The organism is Helicobacter sp. TUL (genome assembly GCF_002287135.1).
Lineage (GTDB): Bacteria > Campylobacterota > Campylobacteria > Campylobacterales > Helicobacteraceae > Helicobacter_F.
The window spans coordinates 165,036-183,963 of sequence record NZ_NESU01000002.1 but is presented as its reverse complement, the minus strand read 5'-3'; the positions used below and the strand labels follow the sequence as shown (position 1 = coordinate 183,963).

General features: G+C 38.0%; 18 protein-coding genes and 1 CRISPR repeat array. Of the genes, 16 read left to right on the top strand and 2 right to left on the bottom strand.

What is annotated here, in order from left to right; translation table 11 throughout:
- On the bottom strand, window positions 1-660 hold the full coding sequence (locus B9T66_RS02005) for an amino acid ABC transporter permease (protein WP_095627321.1): 660 nt from the start codon (window positions 658-660) through the stop codon (window positions 1-3).
- Between the two features lie 84 nt (window positions 661-744).
- Entirely contained in the window at window positions 745-1,857 is a 1,113-nt protein-coding gene (locus tag B9T66_RS02000) for an A/G-specific adenine glycosylase (RefSeq protein WP_180763309.1), read from the bottom strand.
- A 143-nt stretch (window positions 1,858-2,000) separates the two neighbouring features.
- Here B9T66_RS02000 and B9T66_RS01995 point away from each other — a divergent pair, with 143 nt between their 5' ends.
- From B9T66_RS01995 to pssA, 16 genes are all read left to right on the top strand, one after another.
- Window positions 2,001-4,076 carry a heavy metal translocating P-type ATPase gene (locus tag B9T66_RS01995; protein WP_180763308.1) on the top strand — a complete coding sequence of 692 codons (2,076 nt, stop codon included), beginning with the start codon at window positions 2,001-2,003 and terminating at the stop codon, window positions 4,074-4,076.
- Window positions 4,077-4,232: 156 nt separating this feature from the next.
- Window positions 4,233-4,532: direct repeats of the CRISPR family, unit length 36 nt; unit sequence GTTTGAGCATAAGACCCGATTCGAGGGGATTAAAAC.
- 197 nt (window positions 4,533-4,729) lie between these two features.
- Window positions 4,730-5,266, top strand: a complete 537-nt coding sequence (locus B9T66_RS01990; protein WP_095627318.1) for a 50S ribosomal protein L25/general stress protein Ctc — start codon at window positions 4,730-4,732, stop codon at window positions 5,264-5,266.
- Window positions 5,267-5,280: 14 nt separating this feature from the next.
- Complete coding sequence (gene pth, locus B9T66_RS01985) at window positions 5,281-5,892, top strand: aminoacyl-tRNA hydrolase (protein WP_095627350.1); 612 nt, start codon at window positions 5,281-5,283, stop codon at window positions 5,890-5,892.
- A 46-nt stretch (window positions 5,893-5,938) separates the two neighbouring features.
- Window positions 5,939-7,117, top strand: a complete 1,179-nt coding sequence (locus tag B9T66_RS01980; RefSeq protein ID WP_095627317.1) for a quinone-dependent dihydroorotate dehydrogenase — start codon at window positions 5,939-5,941, stop codon at window positions 7,115-7,117.
- A gap of 35 nt (window positions 7,118-7,152) precedes the next feature.
- On the top strand, window positions 7,153-8,421 hold the full coding sequence (locus tag B9T66_RS01975; protein WP_095627316.1) for a M16 family metallopeptidase: 1,269 nt from the start codon (window positions 7,153-7,155) through the stop codon (window positions 8,419-8,421).
- A gap of 9 nt (window positions 8,422-8,430) precedes the next feature.
- Window positions 8,431-9,327, top strand: coding sequence for a 4-hydroxy-tetrahydrodipicolinate synthase (gene dapA, locus B9T66_RS01970; protein WP_095627315.1), 897 nt, complete (start codon window positions 8,431-8,433; stop codon window positions 9,325-9,327).
- 15 nt (window positions 9,328-9,342) lie between these two features.
- Window positions 9,343-9,945, top strand: coding sequence for a methyltransferase family protein (locus B9T66_RS01965; RefSeq protein ID WP_095627314.1), 603 nt, complete (start codon window positions 9,343-9,345; stop codon window positions 9,943-9,945).
- 58 nt (window positions 9,946-10,003) lie between these two features.
- Window positions 10,004-10,804, top strand: a complete 801-nt coding sequence (locus tag B9T66_RS01960; protein ID WP_095627313.1) for an enoyl-ACP reductase — start codon at window positions 10,004-10,006, stop codon at window positions 10,802-10,804.
- 33 nt (window positions 10,805-10,837) lie between these two features.
- The gene (locus B9T66_RS01955) at window positions 10,838-11,737 is read left to right on the top strand and encodes a cation diffusion facilitator family transporter (RefSeq protein ID WP_095627312.1); all 900 of its coding nucleotides are present in this window, start codon (window positions 10,838-10,840) and stop codon (window positions 11,735-11,737) included.
- Between the two features lie 12 nt (window positions 11,738-11,749).
- Window positions 11,750-13,471, top strand: a complete 1,722-nt coding sequence (locus B9T66_RS01950; RefSeq protein WP_095627311.1) for an AAA family ATPase — start codon at window positions 11,750-11,752, stop codon at window positions 13,469-13,471.
- Complete coding sequence (gene hisA, locus B9T66_RS01945; protein ID WP_095627310.1) at window positions 13,471-14,181, top strand: 1-(5-phosphoribosyl)-5-[(5-phosphoribosylamino)methylideneamino]imidazole-4-carboxamide isomerase; 711 nt, start codon at window positions 13,471-13,473, stop codon at window positions 14,179-14,181. Before B9T66_RS01950 ends, hisA begins: the two co-directional genes overlap by 1 nt.
- 88 nt (window positions 14,182-14,269) lie before the next feature.
- On the top strand, window positions 14,270-14,647 hold the full coding sequence (locus tag B9T66_RS01940) for a chemotaxis response regulator CheY (protein ID WP_095627309.1): 378 nt from the start codon (window positions 14,270-14,272) through the stop codon (window positions 14,645-14,647).
- 14 nt (window positions 14,648-14,661) lie between these two features.
- Window positions 14,662-15,645 (top strand): 50S ribosomal protein L11 methyltransferase, encoded by a 984-nt coding sequence (gene prmA, locus B9T66_RS01935; protein WP_095627308.1) that lies wholly within the window; start codon window positions 14,662-14,664, stop codon window positions 15,643-15,645.
- Between the two features lie 12 nt (window positions 15,646-15,657).
- A complete protein-coding gene (gene ftsH, locus B9T66_RS01930; protein WP_095627307.1) occupies window positions 15,658-17,571 on the top strand; it encodes an ATP-dependent zinc metalloprotease FtsH in 1,914 nt (637 codons plus the stop codon).
- 27 nt (window positions 17,572-17,598) lie between these two features.
- Entirely contained in the window at window positions 17,599-18,210 is a 612-nt protein-coding gene (locus B9T66_RS01925) for a hypothetical protein (RefSeq protein WP_095627306.1), read from the top strand.
- Window positions 18,207-18,914: a CDP-diacylglycerol--serine O-phosphatidyltransferase gene (gene pssA, locus B9T66_RS01920; RefSeq protein WP_095627305.1), complete on the top strand. Its 708-nt coding sequence runs from the start codon at window positions 18,207-18,209 to the stop codon at window positions 18,912-18,914. Before B9T66_RS01925 ends, pssA begins: the two co-directional genes overlap by 4 nt.
- Window positions 18,915-18,928 lie beyond the last annotated feature (14 nt).

Sequence of the window (18,928 nt, the reverse complement as noted above, 5' to 3'; positions counted from 1 at the left end):
CTACAGCCTTTGTTTAATCGTGCGTTCAATAAAACTAAACACTAATGATAGGGGCAAAAGTATCACCAAATACGCACACAGCAACATAAAAAGTGCTTCATAAGTTTTGGCATACATCATAATAATATCCTTACTCACATACAAAATATCTGCAAGTGCGATAATCCCCACCACTGAAGTTTCTTTGATAAGAAAAATCACATTTGCCGCTAGAGATGGCATACACACGCCTAGTGCTTGTGGAAAAATGACATAACGCACAATATCAAAACGCGATAATCCTATGCTAAGGGCAGATTCTTTTTGTGCTTTGCCTACACTTTGCAATCCTGCACGAAACGATTCACACATATAACCACCGCCCAAAAACGCTACACCAATAATCGCACACCAAAATGCACTAATATGTAATCCCACTTTGCTAAGCCCAAAATATAAGAAAAAAAGCTGAATAAGCAATGGTGTATTGCGCGCCACTTCGACATATAGCGCACTAAGGCGAGTGAGAAAAAAGATAGGTTTAAAAGACAAGCAAAGTGCGCACAAAAAGCCAATGATAATCGCCAAAATTATGCCAATGCTAGAAATTTCTAAAGTTAGCCAAAATGCATCATAAAACATATAGGTATGTTGTAAGATAAAACCCCAATCAAGCACCATTATCCCTTTTTACAAAATCATTTTTACGTAGTATTTGCCAATCGCTATCTTAACACAAAATCTCATTCATTAAATTTATATATATCACATTGGGATACATTTTAGGGCTTTGTGACTTAGGTTTGAGAGTGGAATACTAGAGAGCATATCTAGCGCCACAAAAGCAATATCACATCGTGATTGTGAATCTACACTACAAATCACACAAGAATCTATAAGCGCTTGTGCCTGTTGTTTATCCTGACAATGGGCATAAAATACCAAAGCATTGATAGCGTATTTTGTATAAGCGTGTTTAAAACTCCCTATGTGCTTAAAAGATGTGGCAAAGCTCTTAGAAATACCAGCAGGAGAAATATTAGAAAGATTTCCAGCACGCATAGGCACATTATACAACCCAGCATACAATGTAGAATCTCTGCGAGAATGTGGAGAATCTAATGCAACATACAATGTTTGATTCTCATAATATGTAATGATATATAACTCCAATCTTAGAGATTCACGCGTCTTTAGTGTTTTTTGTGGATACAAATGTGGGGCGTTGCTACCCTTACAAAATTCCCTAATAGGACATACTATGCACAAAGGCTTACTTTTACACACAAGAGCCCCAATATCAAGCAATGCTTGATTATATGTAAAGCTATCTTGTGTATCTAATAATATTGTGGCAAGAGTTTGTAATTCGTGTGATGTTGGATTTTGCAACGCAAAAAGGCGAGAAAAGACACGCTTAATATTTGCATCAACAAAACCCACACTCTCTCCAAAGCCAAAGCAACTTATCGCTCCAGCGCTATAAGCACCAATACCGGGCAACTTTTTGAGATTCTCCACACCTTTTGGCAACGCCCCATTATGGTTTTTTACACAAATTTGCGCACACTTTCGCAAATTACGAGCTCGTGTATAATACCCTAGCCCCTGCCAAAGTCGCAAAACATCTTGTTCGTGAGAATCTGCCAAGGCAGACAAGCTAGGAAATGTATGCAAAAATGGAAAATAAAATGCCTCTAATACGCGGGAGACTTGTGTTTGCTGCAACATAATTTCACTAATATACACTTCATAACTCTGTGAGCCATCACGCCTAAGATTGCGCCAAGGCAACTCCACTCTACCGCATTTGGCATACCATTGCGCGATACGCGTATGAAAATCAGGAAGCCAATCTGGCACAGGGTATATAGACATCAGTATCCTTGCAAAAAATTGCGTGATTATAGCAGATTCACACATATATATTTTCTCATAATTATATATATTTTGATAACACATTAACGCGACATTGCAAAATATACATTATGATTACCGCTATGAATTTTTGGAGAGCTTGTATGCAAACATTTCACATAACAAACCTTGAATGCCCATCTTGTGCCGATACATTGGAGCGCAAACTTCGTAATATCAAAGGCGTGAGATTTGTGCAAATCTCTTTTGCCACCAACACACTTACTATTGATTGCGATGATATAGAATCCATAAAACAAGCAATCTCATCTCTTGAGCCAAAAGTAAAAATTACAAAAAAACCCCAAAAAAGCTATATTTTCACGCCCCAATTATTTATATTGTTAGGACTTATTGCGCTCTTTCTTGCTTCGTTAGGTTGTATGCATTGGCTCACATCTTTGGAGCAAAAAACCTCCGATTTTTGGATATTTTCTATAAAGCTACTTTGGATTCTTATCTATCTTGTAAGCGGACGCAATGTCATCAAAGGTGCAATACAAAGCTTTAAACACAAAGAATTTTTTGATGAAAATGTCTTAATGCTCACCGCCTCCATAGCAGCATTTTGTCTAGGGGCGTGGGAAGAGGCGGTAAGTATTATGCTTTTCTTTGCCACAGGAGAATATCTCCAAGAAGTGAGCGTCAAAAAATCTAAACAAGCCATCAATGAAAGCGCAAACCTTATCCCACCAAAAGCACATATTATCGATACAACAACACACCAAACACAAGATATTGATCCCAAAGATCTTGCCATAGGTGATCACATTATCTTATACGCTGGGGAAATGCTCTCGTGTGATTGTGTGCTCATGCAAGAAAGTGCAAGTTTTAACACCGCCGCTATCAGTGGTGAATCCCTACCTATAGAATCTAAACAAGGTGATGAGATTCTAAGTGGTGCTATTGCATTAAATCAAGCCATAACACTTCAAGTCTTGCGTCCATTTGCCACAAGCCAAATCGCTAAAATTGCGGATTTAATAGCCTCTGCTACAACACAAAAATCTCCTACTGAAAATTTCATCACCACTTTTGCGCGCTATTACACACCTATCGTATTTGCTCTAGCTCTAGCCTTAGCCCTTATTCCACCTATATTTTTTGGCGCAAGTTTTGAAGAATGGATCTATCGTGCTTTAGTCGTGCTTATGGTAAGCTGTCCTTGTGCGCTTGTCATATCCGTGCCTATTGGGTATTTTGGAGGTTTGGCTGCAGCAAGCAAAAGAGGTGCGTTAATCAAAGGATCAAACTACTTAGAAGCCCTAAGCAAGCTCTCTATCATAGCATTTGACAAAACAGGGACTTTGACAAAAGGCGTGTTTGAAGTGCTTGATATAATCCCAAATACAGGGTTTAGCAAAGATGAAGTCCTAGCTACCGCACTTTGCGCACATAATCTCTCTAATCACCCTATAGCTCAATCCATAAAAGACGCGTATCACAAGCTTGGGCATACACATCATATCAGCGAATATGAGGAATTATCGGGCTTGGGTGTGCGTGCGGTTTGTGATAATCACGAGATTCTTGCTGGAAATGACAAGATTCTCCATACCTTTGATATAGCTCATAATACTTGTCATGTGCAAGGAAGTGTCGTGCATATCGTGCGTGATAAACAATATTTGGGCTACATACTCATTGCCGATGTGCTAAAAGATGAAGCCCCACAAGTTATCAATACACTACACAAACTCCATATAGATTCTATAATGCTTAGTGGTGATGGAGAATATCCTTGCAAACAAGTAGCACAAAAACTTGGGTGCAACTACAGGCATTCTCTCTTGCCACAAGATAAAGCACAGATTATGCGTGAGTTAAAAGCCAACAATAGTGGCAAAGTAGCCTTTGTGGGCGATGGCATAAACGATGCTCCAACACTTGCCCTAGCAGATGTGGGTATAGCAATGGGTAGTGGTAGTGATATAAGTATTCAAAATGCTGATGTCATCATCACAAACAATTCCCTAAAAACCCTCCTCCAAAGCATACAAATTGCCAAAAAAACAAAAATCATCATCTACCAAAATATCGCCCTCGCACTTGGGATAAAGGCTGTGTTTATTGTTTTGGGATTATGTGGGTTTGCGACCATTTGGGAAGCGATTTTTGGTGATGTGGGCGTAGCACTTTTGGCTTTGGCAAACGCTATGCGATGTATGCGTATATAAATACAGATAGTAGAGTTTGCAAAAATATAATTTGCCATATTATTTTGTATATTTTTGCTATAATGCTTGTTTTATTACAAACTTTAGATGTTCTTTGAAATAGCTTGATTGTCGCAATATGTGGGATTTTGGGTGTCGATTCTCATTTTTGACCCTGTTTGAGCATAAGACCCGATTCGAGGGGATTAAAACTTTGCGTATCCGCATATAGAGCTTAATGTTGTTTGAGCATAAGACCCGATTCGAGGGGATTAAAACCCCATCGCTTAATACACTTTTTGGAAATAAGTTTGAGCATAAGACCCGATTCGAGGGGATTAAAACTATGGAATTTCACGCCTTAGCTTTCCATTTGTTTGAGCATAAGACCCGATTCGAGGGGATTAAAACCTTATGGGCTTATAAAGCTTCTTAAAATCAGTTTGAGCATAAGACCCGATTTTAGGGGATCACATATAGAAATGACAACCTTAATCTATTCATTGCAAAAAGGCTTATCTTTGCAAAAATCTTAAGAAGCATTAACTCTCATGTAGTTTTTTAACTTTTTGTATATATGTTTGTTTTAGTTTTGCATCTCAAAAATTTTAGATATATTTTGTGGATTTTTTGCTATAATCTCGCCTTTTTAAGTTTTTACAAAAGGATTGCAAATGTTAGAAGGTATCATTAGAGAGAGTATTTCTAAAGCAGCAGCAAAGGCTTTGCGAAACGATGGTTATCTAATTGCCAATATCTATGGAAAAGGACAAGAAAATATCCATTGTGCGTTTAAACTCAATGATTTCATAAAAGAAATTAAGAGTAAGACAAACTTGATTTTTGAAGTGAAAGTCGGTGGGAAAAGTTATAATGTCGTTGTCCAAGAATATCAAAAAGATCCTGTTACAGATATCCTCAAGCACGTGGATTTGTTATTGGCTCAAAAAGGTGTAGCGAGTAAATTTAAAGTTCCAGTCAAACCAAAAGGCAACGCAAAAGGGCTAAAAAACAAAGGTGTGCTTTTTATCTCTACAAAGCGTATCAGCGTGCAATGCACTCCAGAGAATTTGCCAAATGCTTATGAGCTTGATGTAACCGACTTGGATGTAGGAGATTCTATCCTTGTGCGCGATTTACCAGAAATTAGTGGTGTTAGAGTTCTCAATAATCAAGATGTTGCTGTAGTTGGTGTTATCAAAGCAAAATAATTTTGTATGCAGCAATGCAGTCTAAAGAGTGCTTACTGATCGTTGGGCTTGGAAATCCCGGCGAAAAATATGCACACACACGGCATAACATTGGTTTTATTATGCTTGATGTGTTTGCAAAGCACCATCATCTCACTTGGGATTGTGATAAAAAATCCCAAGCTTTTTGTGCGCGTCTTAGCACCCCACACGCCTCTATCTTCTGTCTCAAACCACAAACATTTATGAATCTCTCCGGCGAGAGTGTCGCTTCGTTTTGCAAATATCATACGATCACACAAATGCTTGTCATACATGATGATATGGATCTTTGCCTTGGGGCTGTGCGATTTAAGCAAGGTGGATCAAGTGGCGGGCATAATGGATTGAAATCTATAGATTCTCTTTGTGGTAATGCGTATATGCGTATGCGTTGTGGGATTGGTAAGCCAACTCTTAGCCAATCCAAGCCAAAAGAACAATGTGTTATTGATTATGTGCTTGGTGATTTCACACATACAGAACAAGAAACCCTAGATTCTCTATGTGCTTATGGCATAAAAGCACTAGATTTTTTTATCGCCAATCCAACGCTACAAGCCATACAAAACGCATATAATACCAAGAATGTTAAAGATATTATTTAGGGAATTTTTATAAAATGCAAGTTTGTATCATCACAAAGGGGTAAAAATGTATCAAAACTTTAAGCAATTGCTCTTTAAGCTAGACGCAGAAAAAGCTCATAATCTTGCTGAATTATTTTTGCGAAAAATTGCACCGCTACCTTTGGTGCAGGATTTTTTGGCATGGCAATTTGTGCACTATGACAAAAGACTTACAAATACTTTAGATTCTCTATGTTTTCCAAACCCTGTGGGCATTAGCGCTGGATTTGATAAAAATGCGACAATGCTCAAAGGACTTAGCACATTGGGATTTGGATTTATTGAAGTTGGCACAATCACACAAGCCCCACAAAGTGGCAACCCAAAACCAAGATTATTCCGATTTCCACAAGCACATAGCCTGCAAAATATGATGGGCTTTAATAATGCTGGTGTCAGCAAGATTGCCAAACGCCTCCAACAATGCTATCCTTTTTCTATCCCCATTGGTGTAAATATTGGAAAAAATAAAATTATTGCACAAAGCGATTCTTTGCAAAATTATGAGAATACGTTAAAAGAGTTAGTGAATCTAGCGGATTATTTTGTGTTTAATGTTTCTAGCCCAAATACCCCACAGCTTCGCGATTTACAAAACAAAAGTTTTGTTGCTTCGTTGTTTAAAATGGCGCGCCAACACACGCAAAAACCTGTATTTTTAAAGATTTCACCTGATATGCATACCGACGATATGCTAGAGGTTATAGAATCTGCCATAAAGCATGGCTGTAGCGGTATCATTGCCACAAATACGAGTATTGACTATAGTTTATTGCAAGGCGCAAAGGATCAAGGAGGGATTAGCGGTGAGGCTCTTAAGCAGCGTTCAAGAGAAGTCTTTGCGAGTATCGCAAAAGAATTTTTTGGCAAAACACTCCTTATCTCTGCTGGTGGCATTGACAACGCCAATGAAGCATATGAGCGGATCAAAATGGGGGCTTCACTTGTGCAAATTTATACAGGGCTTATTTATCAAGGTCCTTCACTTCCTAAACGCATCAACGAAGGAATTATAGAAAATCTTGAGGCTGATGGATTCCACCATATTTCTGAAGCCATAGGTACTAACCACACTAAAAAATCAAAACACAATGATGAAGTAAAAGTAGCCCAAGCTAGTGAATCTCAAGCAACCCAATCCCCAAAAACCAAAAGACCAAAAATCACAACAAAACGCACCAAAGCTAACGAGGCAGATACATAATGAAAAGTCTAAAAATTTTGCTATTAGGAGGTTTAATGAGTGCGATAAGCTATGCCGGAGCTATACCAAAGCATTATGAACAAACACTAGATAATGGATTGCAAGTTGTAGTCGTGCCATTGGCAAATCAAAGTAGTGTGGTAGAGATTGATGTGATTTATAAAGTCGGTAGTCGCAATGAGGTTATGGGCAAAAGTGGTATAGCTCATATGCTCGAGCATTTAAATTTCAAATCAACAAAAAACCTTAAAGCCGGTGAATTCGATGAGATTGTAAAAAAGTTTGGTGGCGTGGATAATGCTTTTACAAGCTTTGATTACACCAAATACTATATCAAAACCACAAACACAAATCTTGATAAGAGCTTAGAACTTTTTGCCGAAGTTATGGAGAATCTAAGTCTTACAGATTCAGAGTTTCAACCTGAACGCGATGTGGTAATGCAAGAGCGCTTATGGCGCACAGATAATAATCCTATGGGGCTTTTGTATTTTACATTTTTTAATACCGCATTCACAAAACACCCATATCATTGGACGCCTATTGGTTTTAGCGATGATATAAAAGGCTGGAAATTAGAGGATATTAAAGCATTTCATTCTTTGTATTACCAACCACAAAATGCAATCGTGCTTGTAGCAGGGGATATAGATCCACAAATAGTCTTTGACTCGGCACAAAAGTATTTTGGCAAGATTGCTAACAAAACAGATTCTATCCCACAAGTGCAAGTAAAAGAACCAACACAAACAGAACAAAAACGCGTAATAATCACAAAAGATACCGAAATAGAATATTTGGCTATGGGCTATAAAATACCAAACTTTGCACACAAAGATCAAGTCGCGCTAAGCGCCATTAGCAAGATTCTTAGTGGCGGTAAATCTAGCTTGTTTGAGAGCGAGATTATTGACAAAAAACATCTTGCTTCTAGTATTTCAGCTTATAATATGGAACTTAAAGATGATGGAATCTTTTTCATTATGGCACAAGCCCTCCCAAATGTCAAAGCACAGGCGATTGAAAAAGAAATTTATGCGATTTTAGATCGTATCAAAAAGGGAAAAATAAGCCCTCAAGAGCTTGAAAAGCTAAAAATTAATACTAGAGCAAGTTTTATTTATGGATTTGAAGATGCTTCTTCGAGTGCATATGTGTTTGGAGATTATCTAGCTAGAGGGGATTTAAGCCCATTATTTGCGTATGAAGAGGCTATTGAGAATCTAAGCATAGAACAACTTGCTAGTGTGGCAAGAAAATATTTTGACAACAAACAATTAAGCGTTGTTATCTTGCACAAATAAGGGGGTATCATGGAAAGTAAGATAACGCTTCGTGGTGCTATGAGTGCGCTTATTACGCCTTTTTATCAAGGTAAAATTGATTTTAATACATATGAAAAACTTTTATTGCGGCAAATACGTTATGGTATGGATGCTTGTGTGCCAGTGGGGACAACGGGTGAATCTGCTACATTAAATCACAAAGAACATATGGAATGTATCGAAGTGGCGGTAAATGTATGCAAAGGAAGCAATACCAAGGTGCTTGCTGGTGCTGGTAGCAACTCGACACAAGAAGCCATAGAGCTTGCACAATTTGCGCAAAAATGCGGTGCAGATGCGATCTTGTGTGTGAGTCCATATTACAACAAACCAAGTCAAGAAGGATTATATCAGCATTATAAAGCAGTGGCAGATTCTGTGCAAATCCCCCTTATGCTTTATAATGTCCCAGGGCGCACAGGCGTAAGTATCCAAACAGATACAGCTATAAGACTTTTTGAAAATGTGCCAAATATTTTTGCGATTAAGGAAGCGGCAGGATCAATGGAGCGTGTCATTGAACTTGCGACAAATGCACCAAAAATGGAGGTTTTTAGCGGTGATGATGCGATTAATTATCCCATCTTGGCTAATGGTGGAAAAGGTGTGATTTCTGTCACAGGCAACCTTTTGCCAAAAGAAATTGCTAAACTCACACACCTAGCCCTCAATGGCGATATGAAACAAAGCCAAGAGATAAATAACAAACTCTATGCTATAAACAAGGTGCTTTTTTGCGAGAGCAATCCTATTCCGATTAAAGCAGCAATGTATATTAGTGGGCTTATACCAAGTTTGGAATACAGATTGCCATTGCTTGCGCCAAGCAAGGAAAATATGATCAAAATAGAACAAGTCCTTCAAGACTATGAAGTCCTACCATAAAAATAAGGAGTATATATGAAATGGAATCGCTTTATTTGGCAATATCTTTTAGGAACAATTGGTGTTGTGTGGCTTATTGTCTCTTACACGCCATATGATGATTTTGTGGCAAACTGCATACGCGGTGTGGGCATAGCGCTTGTTATTGTGGGCGTTATCGGACGCCTTTATGCCACAATGTTTATTGGCGGTATGAAAAATGAGGGAGCTGATGGCAATAGCTTTATTGATTATGGTGCATATAGCCTTTGTCGCAATCCTTTGTATCTATTTTCTTTTATAGGATTTCTTGGGATTTTAGCACTCAAAGCACAGCTAATACTCATCATTCTTGGCGGAATCTTGTTTTTGTGGATTTATCGTATGACTATTTTGGGCGAGGAAAACTTCCTATCTCAAAGATTTGGTGAAAAATATCAGCAATTTTTGCAAAATACCTCAAGATTTTTCCCTTCCTTTGCGCATTTCTCTTGTCCAGAAAAAATCGAGGTGCGCCCTAAGTTTTTTCACAAAGAATTGCGACGCGCACTAAATTGGTTTATCGGTGTAGTGGCTATTTTAGTCATTGAGGTTTTACACAATTATGAGATATTGCCAAATTTCTATATGATGTATTAGTTTAAAGAAAAGTTTGCTAGAATCTAGGGTTTTATAACTTCAATAAACGAGGTATATGATGACAAATGAGCAAAATACTACAGAATTTATGAAAGGCAAGACGTTAGTTATCAGTGGTGCTACACGCGGTATAGGCAAGGCAATTTTGTATCGTTTTGCACAAAATGGCGTGAATGTGGCTTTTACCTACAATAAAAATGAAGAAGAAGCGCAAAAAATCGCTCAAGATATAGAATCTACCTACAAAGTGAAAGCAAGATTCTATCCTCTTAATATTTTGGAGCCTGAGCAATATACAGAACTTTTTAGCAAAATCGATAACGACTTTGATCGCATTGACTTTTTTATCTCAAATGCTATTATCTATGGAAAAAGCGTAGCGGGTGGTTTTGCGCCATTTATGCGACTACGCCCAAAAGGTCTCAACAATATTTATACTGCTACCGTGCTTGCTTTTGTCGTGGGAGCGCAAGAGGCAGCAAAACGCATGAAAGAAGTTGGTGGTGGCGCGATTGTTTCTCTTAGCTCTACAGGGAATCTTGTATATATGCCAAACTATGCAGGACATGGAAATTCTAAAAATGCGGTAGAGACAATGGTGAAATATGCTGCTGCGGAATTGGGCGAGTGGGGCATACGCGTTAATGCTGTAAGTGGAGGACCTATCGATACTGACGCATTAAGAGCATTTCCAGATTATGCAGAAGTGAAGGCAAAAGTTGAGGAACAATCCCCTCTTAATCGTATGGGAACGCCACAAGATTTGGCAGGAGCGGCATTTTTCTTGTGTGATAACACACAAAGTGCGTGGCTTACAGGACAAACTATCGTTATCGATGGTGGCACAACCTTTAAGTAAATAGCATAGATAAACCCAAAGACAAGCAACAAAGTGTTTTTTAAAAATCTACTTTACACTCCCAAATACGCGACGCTCATCGCGACAATTACCGCACTTTGTCTTGCCATAGGAAAACTTATCGTAGGGATTATAAGTGGATCCATCGCGGTTTTGGCTAGTGCGATAGATTCACTGCTTGATGTGGGAATCTCTATTTTTAATTTTTTTGCCATTAAAAAGTCCGAGCAACCTGCGGATAGTAAATTTAACTATGGGTTAGGAAAGCTAGAATTCCTAGCAGCCACATTTGAGGGTTTGATTATCACATGTTCAGGAATATATATTTTTTATACTTCTGTGCAAAAACTTATCTCCTCTCACGCGCTTGAGAGTTTATCTTCTTCCATAGGCATGATGATTGTCTCTTTTTGCGTAACATTTGTGCTTGTATGGTTTCTCCAAAAAGTAGCCAAAAAAACGCATTCACAAGTGATCAAAGCCGATGTGATTCACTACAAAGTAGATTTGCTTAGCAATGGTGCGATTTTATGTTCTCTTGCTATCATTAGTTTTAGCGGTTTTGAAAAACTTGATGCAATTTTGGGGATTATCATTGCGCTCTATATTATAGTTTCTGCTTTTAAGCTCATCAAGGAAAATGTTTTGTTATTGCTTGATAGGGCGATTGAACCACATATTTTTGCGCGCGTGCAAGAGATTTTAGAAGATTCTCCTATCACGAGCTATCACGCATTGCGTAGTCGTATCGTGGGAAATATCATTTTTATTAATGTGCACTTGGTGTTTCACCCAGATATTACACTTATAGAAGCGCATAAAATTTGTGATGACATAGAAAGCCGCATTCGCGCAATTGACAAAAGCTTGGTATGGGAAATTAATGCCCACCTTGATCCTTGTGATGATTCAGAATTTGATGTGATTTTGTAGTAAGGATAATATATGGAATTTCTTGTTGATTTTTTAGAATCTAACGCATTACAAGATTCAAAAATCTTCCCTCATCTTAAATGCGATGAGCAAGAAGCACAGATTCTCCAAAACCTTCTAAAAAATTATCTGTATGGTGAGAATATTTGCTCTGTGTCGCTATTTTTGAGCAAGTATTATGGCGAACAAGAATACAAAACACACTTTGAGCTTTTACCAAAAATATATAACCTCATCGAAATGGGGTGGGTTACACAACTTAATTCAGATGATCCTAATAGTATGCCTATGCTTATGCTAGAACTATATAATGAGCGCATTAGTCTTTCGTATAATTTTTTGCGACTTTTGGAGGGATACTTTGATGACACTCTACCAGAAATTAGCGCATACACTAGTGATTTGGAATATCTAAAAGATCAGTTTAAACGCATAGATTTATTACACAAAACAAGTCGTATGCGTCAAGATTCTCTATCGTTATCCAAAAATTCTCTCAAACTCCTTGAAGATAGAATCTCTGCAAGGCTAAAACTTACCAAAAAGCAACTCTCTCTTATAAAGTTTTTCAAAACCCATAAATTAAACCAAAAAGAACAAACTATATTTTTAGCCTTACTCAAAGAAGAATATTTCCCAAGAAGCATGCAAAATATGCGAGATGCAAACGCACTTATGCACCTTATAAGCAATGATGAATATGAAAAAATGGCAAACCTTGAGCTCCTTAGTGAAGATTCTAAATTGCTTTCAAAAGGCTTGATAGATTATGATGAGTATCTTTCAGGGTTTGGAAATATTGATAAATCTTTTTTTATCCCTAATGAAATTTTGCACATAATCAATAATCCCACCAAAAAACCAAAACACACAAAAATCACTCTAGAATCTCTAGTCAAAAATCAAGAAATTTTTGAACTCCTTGAGCCAAAATCCACGCTTGATGAGGTGATTTTATCCCCAAATACAAAAGAAACCCTAAAACATATCCTTGCACAAGTAGATTCTGTAGTTATTAATCGTTTAAAGCTATGGGGGATCAAAGAAAGCAAAAATATTGAAGCTAAAATTTTATTTTTTGGACCTCCAGGCACAGGCAAGACGCTTAGCGCAATGGCATTAGCCAAAAGCCTAAAAAAAGAGGTGTTAAGCTTTGATTGCTCAAAGATTCTATCCGCGTATGTTGGGGAGAGTGAAAAAAATGTGCGCCTTATTTTTGATACTTACAAAGAGATGTGCAAAAAAGTCAAAAGTGAGCCTATTTTGTTTTTAGATGAGGCAGATCAATTTCTCTCATCAAGAGGTGGAGCGCACACAAGCACAGATAAAATGCATAACCAAATGCAAAATATTTTTTTAGAACAAATTGAGCGTTTTGAGGGAATCTTAATCGCAACAACTAATCTTTTAGAAAATTTTGATAAGGCATTTTCGCGGCGATTTAACTACAAAATCGAATTTAAAAGACCAAACAAAGAGCAAAGGCAACAACTCTGGGAACATCTTTTGCCAACAAATATTACCTTAAATGGCACACGGGAAGCATTTATCGCGAAATTTTGCGAATCTGATCTTAGTGGTGGGCAGATAAAACTTGTCGTGCGAAATACTGCCTACAAAGTCGCCACAAGAGAAGATCCTATTTTTTGTATGCAAGATTTTGAAGAAGAAATCAAAAAAGAGCTAAACGCAAATTTTGATAACCAAAAAAGCGTAGGTTTTAGAAGGGAGTAATGATGATAGATATTTATCCGGCTATTGATCTTAAAGATGGTAAGGCTGTGCGTCTATACAAAGGAGATATGCAAAGCGCGAAAGTCTATGGTGAAGCACTAGCATTTGCTCAAGAAATTGAGGCAATGGGTGCAAAGTGGCTACACATCGTAGATTTAAATGGTGCATTTGCTGGAGAGCCACGCAACAAAGAAGTTATTAAGCAAATTCTCTCACACACATCGCTAAAAATCGAGTTAGGTGGAGGAATTAGGACGCAAGAAAACATCGCATACTATCAAGATTTGGGCGTGGAGAGGATTATTTTAGGATCTATCGCGCTACAAGATCCAGAGTTTGCACTCAAAATGGCACAACACTATAAAATCGCCATAGGAATTGATGCACGCAATGGCAAGGTAGCGACACAAGGTTGGGCAAAAGAGGAAGATATGGAAGCAAGTGTATTTGCTTCATATTTCAAAGGAAGCAAGGTAGATGCTATCATTTGCACAGATATTAACCGCGATGGCGCTCTAAGTGGCATAAACATAGAATTCACACAAAATATCGCACAAGCTAGCGGTATTTATACGATTGCGAGTGGAGGATTCTCTGATGCCGCGGAATTAGAGATTCTTAGTGCCAACCCTCATATACGCGGAGTTATCATAGGTAAAGCTTTTTATGAGCACAAAATAGATTTACAAAAGTATATGAAAAATACTTAGATTAAAGCAAATCTCAAACTTTGTATGCTAAGATTTGTGCAATTTTTCCGATATAATCCAAAATAAATTAATATTAAGGAGAGCAGCAGTGAAATTACTTGTAGTCGATGATAGCTCAACAATGCGAAGAATCATAAAAAATACACTCCAGAGATTAGGCTATGAGGATATTTTGGAAGCTGAACACGGCGTGGAAGCGTGGGGTTTGCTTGATAGTGTAGAGGGCATCAATGTGCTTATTACAGACTGGAATATGCCTGAAATGAATGGACTTGATCTAGTCAAAAAAGTAAGAAGTGATGATCGCTACAAAGATATTCCTATTATTATGGTTACCACAGAAGGTGGTAAAGCCGAAGTTATTACCGCACTCAAGGCTGGTGTGAATAATTATATTGTGAAGCCTTTTACTCCGCAAGTGCTTAAAGAAAAGCTTGAGGTAGTTTTGGGTGTGAACGAGGGCTAAACTCCCATCTCCTAATGCACGAAAAATACTTTCAATATACTATTTATCCAAGTCAAGATGTAGAGATCTTTGCGGATTTCCTCTCTTGCTTTATTGCAACATACTCTCAAGATTCTAGTTTGTGTAGTATCGAATATATCCAAAACGATAGCGTCTTTGATGAAAAGTTAGATTCTACACAATGGCACACGCTGCACACTACATACAACACGCTTTTACACTCTCCACAACAAACAAAACTTATAGCGCGTTTTCCATTTGATGTGCGTGAAGAATTTGCCAAAAACTTGGCGGAGTTTTGTGAGATTCTTAGCCACAGGGTAGAATCTAGCGTAGGTTGCGCTTACGCAATTACCCAAAAAGATAACCAAGATTGGATACAAGCCTATAAGGATTCTATTAAACCCATTGTATGTGGCAAGTTTTTTATCACACCTTCGTGGGATCTTTCACGCACTAGCTCACAGGATTGGCAACACATACCTATCATCATAGATCCTGCTCTTGCCTTTGGATCAGGACATCACGCAAGCACGGCAATGTGTATTGAAATGCTAAGCACTCTTAATTTACAAGGTAAAAAACTCCTTGATGTAGGTTGTGGAAGCGGTATATTATCCATAGTAGCTGCCAAACTTGGTGCGGAAGTGTATGCGTGCGACACCGATCCCCTTAGCATTGCAGAAAGTCAAAAAAACTTTGCCAATAATGATGTCTCTGCATGCAAAATTTGGGAAGGGAGTATAGGAAGCCTCAAAACAGATTTAACTTTTGATGTTATAGTAGCAAATATTTTAGCCTTTACCTTGAAGATTCTCTACAAGGATTTTATACACAATCTCTCTAGTGGCGGGATTTTAATCCTTTCTGGGATTTTAGAAACCCACAAAGATGATGTGTTAGAGACTTTTTTACAGGGTTTTAGGCTTATAGAATCTTGTGTGCGTGATGAGTGGGTAGCCCTAAAACTCCAAAAATGCACACATGATAAATCTTAAGGAGTATAAACAATGACAGAAAATCAAAATAATAACAACAAAAAAACGCCATTTAAGCAAAATCCATTTTTGACTTTTGCTATCTTGGTGATTGGTGTAATGATTTTATTTAAGCTCTTTTCACCTACAGGAGATATTCTTAGCGATAGACTAAGTGGCAATGTGGTTAGCAAAGAGGTAAGCTACTATGAGCTTAAACAACTCATTCAAAATAAAGAGGTAGATTCTGTAAGTATTGGACAAACTATCATACGCGCGCTTTCTACAAGCTCATCACCAAAAGTCCTATACACCGCCAAAAGAGTATCGGATCCAAATCTCACGACTTTGCTTGATGAAAAGCAAATCGAATATAGCGGCTTTAGTGAATCTAACTTCTTCACAGATATGATTAATATGCTATTGCCTATTTTTATCATCATTGCTATTTGGCTCTTTATCGCAAGTAGAATGCAAAAATCTATGGGTGGTGGTATGTTTGGTATCGGAAGCTCAAAAAAACTTGTCAATGCTGAAAAGCCCAATGTAACCTTTGATGATATGGCAGGGAATGAAGAGGCAAAAGAGGAAGTCGTAGAAATTGTGGATTTTCTAAAATACCCAGAACGCTATGCGGCAGTGGGCGCAAAAATTCCTAAAGGCGTGCTGTTAGTAGGTCCTCCGGGCACTGGTAAGACTCTGCTTGCCAAAGCAGTCGCAGGGGAAGCAAATGTCCCGTTTTTTTCTATGAGTGGAAGTAGCTTTATAGAAATGTTTGTAGGACTTGGCGCTAGTAGGGTTAGAGATTTGTTTGAAATGGCAAAAAAAGAAGCACCTAGCATTATTTTTATTGATGAAATTGATGCGATAGGAAAATCTCGTGCTGCAGGTAGTATGGTAGGTGGCAATGATGAGCGAGAACAAACACTAAACCAACTTTTGGCAGAAATGGATGGGTTTGGTAGCGAAAATGCTCCTGTGATTGTCTTGGCTGCAACAAACAGACCAGAGATTCTTGACCCTGCGCTTTTAAGACCAGGGCGTTTTGATAGACAAGTGCTTGTTGATGCACCAGATTTCAAAGGGCGTGTTGAGATTCTAAAAGTCCATATAAAAAGCGTCAAACTTGCGCGCGATGTGGATTTACAAGAAATTGCAAAATTTACCGCAGGGCTTGCAGGGGCGGATTTGGCAAATATTGTTAATGAGGCTGCACTCCTTGCAGGGCGTGAAAATAAAAAAGAAGTTTCTCAAAAACATTTCAAAGAAGCAATGGAGCGAACAATGATAGGTTTAGAGAAAAAATCTCGATCTATTTCGCCAAAAGAAAAGAAAATAGTTGCTTACCACGAAAGCGGACATGCTCTTATGGGTGAACTCACAAAAGGTGCGCATAGAGTAAATAAAGTTTCTATCATACCACGTGGTATGGGTGCGCTTGGCTATACTCTTCATACACCAGAAGAAAATCGCAATCTTGAGCAACGCTATGAAATGTTGGCACAAATTGATGTGTTACTCGGTGGGCGCGCTGCTGAAGAAGTATTTTTACAAGAAATTTCTAATGGTGCATCTGATGATTTACGACGCGCTACAGGAATTTTAAAAAATATGATTGTGTATTATGGTATGACTGATGTAAGCGGGCTTATGGTGCTAGAGGACTTTACGCGCAGAAATAATTTCTTGGGCGGTGGTGCTAATAGCCGTGAATTTAGTGAAGAAACTGCACAAAAAATGGATAATTACATACGCACTATGCTTGAAGAACACTTTGAGCATGTCAAGAAAACATTGCGTGAGTATGCACCAGCTATTGAAAGTATGGTTGCTGAATTATTAGACAAAGAAGTTATTGATGGTAGCAGAGTGCGAGAGATTATAGAATCGTATGAAAAAGAACATAATATGACTTCTCGCCTAGTCCCCATAGAAGAGGAACACTAAGAATATTAAGGCACTAAAGGAGGAAAGATGAACGCAAACATACAAATAATAGCCAAAGAAGGTTGGTTTGGCGCGATTGTGTGGGCAATTATTTTTTTAATCAGTGCATATCTTGATCTTGGGTTTATCACCTTTGTTATGTTGCTTGGCTTGGCATTTTGGTTATATATGTTTCGCAATCCCGAAAGGATCGCGGATGTAGATTCTACGAGTTTTGCAGCACCAATAGATGGCGTTGTGAAAAATATCGATATTCTTGAAGATAGCGTGTGTGTGGAGATTCAAACTCGATGCTATGACATAGGTGTAATACGAGCTCCTATGGATATTCTTAGCGCAAATTTGCAATGCAAAAATGGACTTAATCTCTATTTTAGTAATAACGATAAAAAGCATATGCTTAACGCATCTTTTAGCCTATCTTGGCAAGAACGCAATGACATATATCGTATAGACTTTTTCCCTCAACTATTAGATACTTCACGCATATATGCTACCTCAAATCTCGCTGTGGGTGATCGCTGTGGTTACATGAAAATAGGCTTTACCAAGATATATCTTCCAAAAACATTTAATATAAAAGTGAGTGTGGGAGATAAGGTCTATGGATATGAAAGTATCATAGGATACAATCAATGAAAATAAGTCCGCTTTTCATACTACCGAATCTCTTTACCGCTGGTAGCATTTTTTTAGGCATTTTAAGCATCATTGCCTCTTCACACAATAATTTTGCACTTGCGTGTTGGTTTATTGTCATTTCCATGATTTTAGATGGACTTGATGGGCGCGTAGCACGACTTACTAATACCTCTAGTAAATTTGGTGTAGAGTTTGATTCACTTGCTGATGTTGTGGCATTTGGTGTAGCACCCGCTATGTTATTGTTTTTTTATGTAGGAGAATCATATGGGCGACTTGGTGAAGTTGTCCCTGCGCTTTTTGTGATTTTTGGTGCAATTCGCTTGGCACGATTTAATATCACTACTTCAGATGAGCCACATTTTTTCATAGGTTTACCCATTCCATCAGCTGCAATTTTTGTCGTGCTTTGGATTCTAGTAGATTTGGAATATTCTATTTTTTCTGCTTCGATGTTGCCCCTCTTGCTGTGTGCATTTATTGTTGGAATCTTAATGGTAAGCAATATTCGTTACCCAAGCTTTAAAAAAATGCACTGGAATCTTAAGGCATTTATTGTTCTTGTGATCTTACTTGGTGTTATTTTTGTTTATCCTTCAGAGGCACTTTGCATACTCATTAGTCTTTATGTTGTGTATGGAGTTGTGCGTTGGCTTATACTTTTTGGCAAGATTCTTTGCAAGACAGATAAAAGTAAGTAGTGTGAGCTTATACA

What these genes read in the sequence shown, in the direction of transcription:
- B9T66_RS02005 (WP_095627321.1), bottom strand. Translation starts at nt 660, where the DNA reads ATGGTGCTTGATTGGGGTTTTATCTTACAACATACCTATATGTTTTAT.
- B9T66_RS02000 (WP_180763309.1), bottom strand. Translation starts at nt 1,857, where the DNA reads ATGTCTATATACCCTGTGCCAGATTGGCTTCCTGATTTTCATACGCGT.
- B9T66_RS01995 (WP_180763308.1), top strand. Translation starts at nt 2,001, where the DNA reads ATGCAAACATTTCACATAACAAACCTTGAATGCCCATCTTGTGCCGAT.
- B9T66_RS01990 (WP_095627318.1), top strand. Translation starts at nt 4,730, where the DNA reads ATGTTAGAAGGTATCATTAGAGAGAGTATTTCTAAAGCAGCAGCAAAG.
- pth (WP_095627350.1), top strand. Translation starts at nt 5,281, where the DNA reads ATGCAGTCTAAAGAGTGCTTACTGATCGTTGGGCTTGGAAATCCCGGC.
- B9T66_RS01980 (WP_095627317.1), top strand. Translation starts at nt 5,939, where the DNA reads ATGTATCAAAACTTTAAGCAATTGCTCTTTAAGCTAGACGCAGAAAAA.
- B9T66_RS01975 (WP_095627316.1), top strand. Translation starts at nt 7,153, where the DNA reads ATGAGTGCGATAAGCTATGCCGGAGCTATACCAAAGCATTATGAACAA.
- dapA (WP_095627315.1), top strand. Translation starts at nt 8,431, where the DNA reads ATGGAAAGTAAGATAACGCTTCGTGGTGCTATGAGTGCGCTTATTACG.
- B9T66_RS01965 (WP_095627314.1), top strand. Translation starts at nt 9,343, where the DNA reads ATGAAATGGAATCGCTTTATTTGGCAATATCTTTTAGGAACAATTGGT.
- B9T66_RS01960 (WP_095627313.1), top strand. Translation starts at nt 10,004, where the DNA reads ATGACAAATGAGCAAAATACTACAGAATTTATGAAAGGCAAGACGTTA.
- B9T66_RS01950 (WP_095627311.1), top strand. Translation starts at nt 11,750, where the DNA reads ATGGAATTTCTTGTTGATTTTTTAGAATCTAACGCATTACAAGATTCA.
- hisA (WP_095627310.1), top strand. Translation starts at nt 13,471, where the DNA reads ATGATGATAGATATTTATCCGGCTATTGATCTTAAAGATGGTAAGGCT.
- prmA (WP_095627308.1), top strand. Translation starts at nt 14,662, where the DNA reads ATGCACGAAAAATACTTTCAATATACTATTTATCCAAGTCAAGATGTA.
- ftsH (WP_095627307.1), top strand. Translation starts at nt 15,658, where the DNA reads ATGACAGAAAATCAAAATAATAACAACAAAAAAACGCCATTTAAGCAA.
- B9T66_RS01925 (WP_095627306.1), top strand. Translation starts at nt 17,599, where the DNA reads ATGAACGCAAACATACAAATAATAGCCAAAGAAGGTTGGTTTGGCGCG.
- pssA (WP_095627305.1), top strand. Translation starts at nt 18,207, where the DNA reads ATGAAAATAAGTCCGCTTTTCATACTACCGAATCTCTTTACCGCTGGT.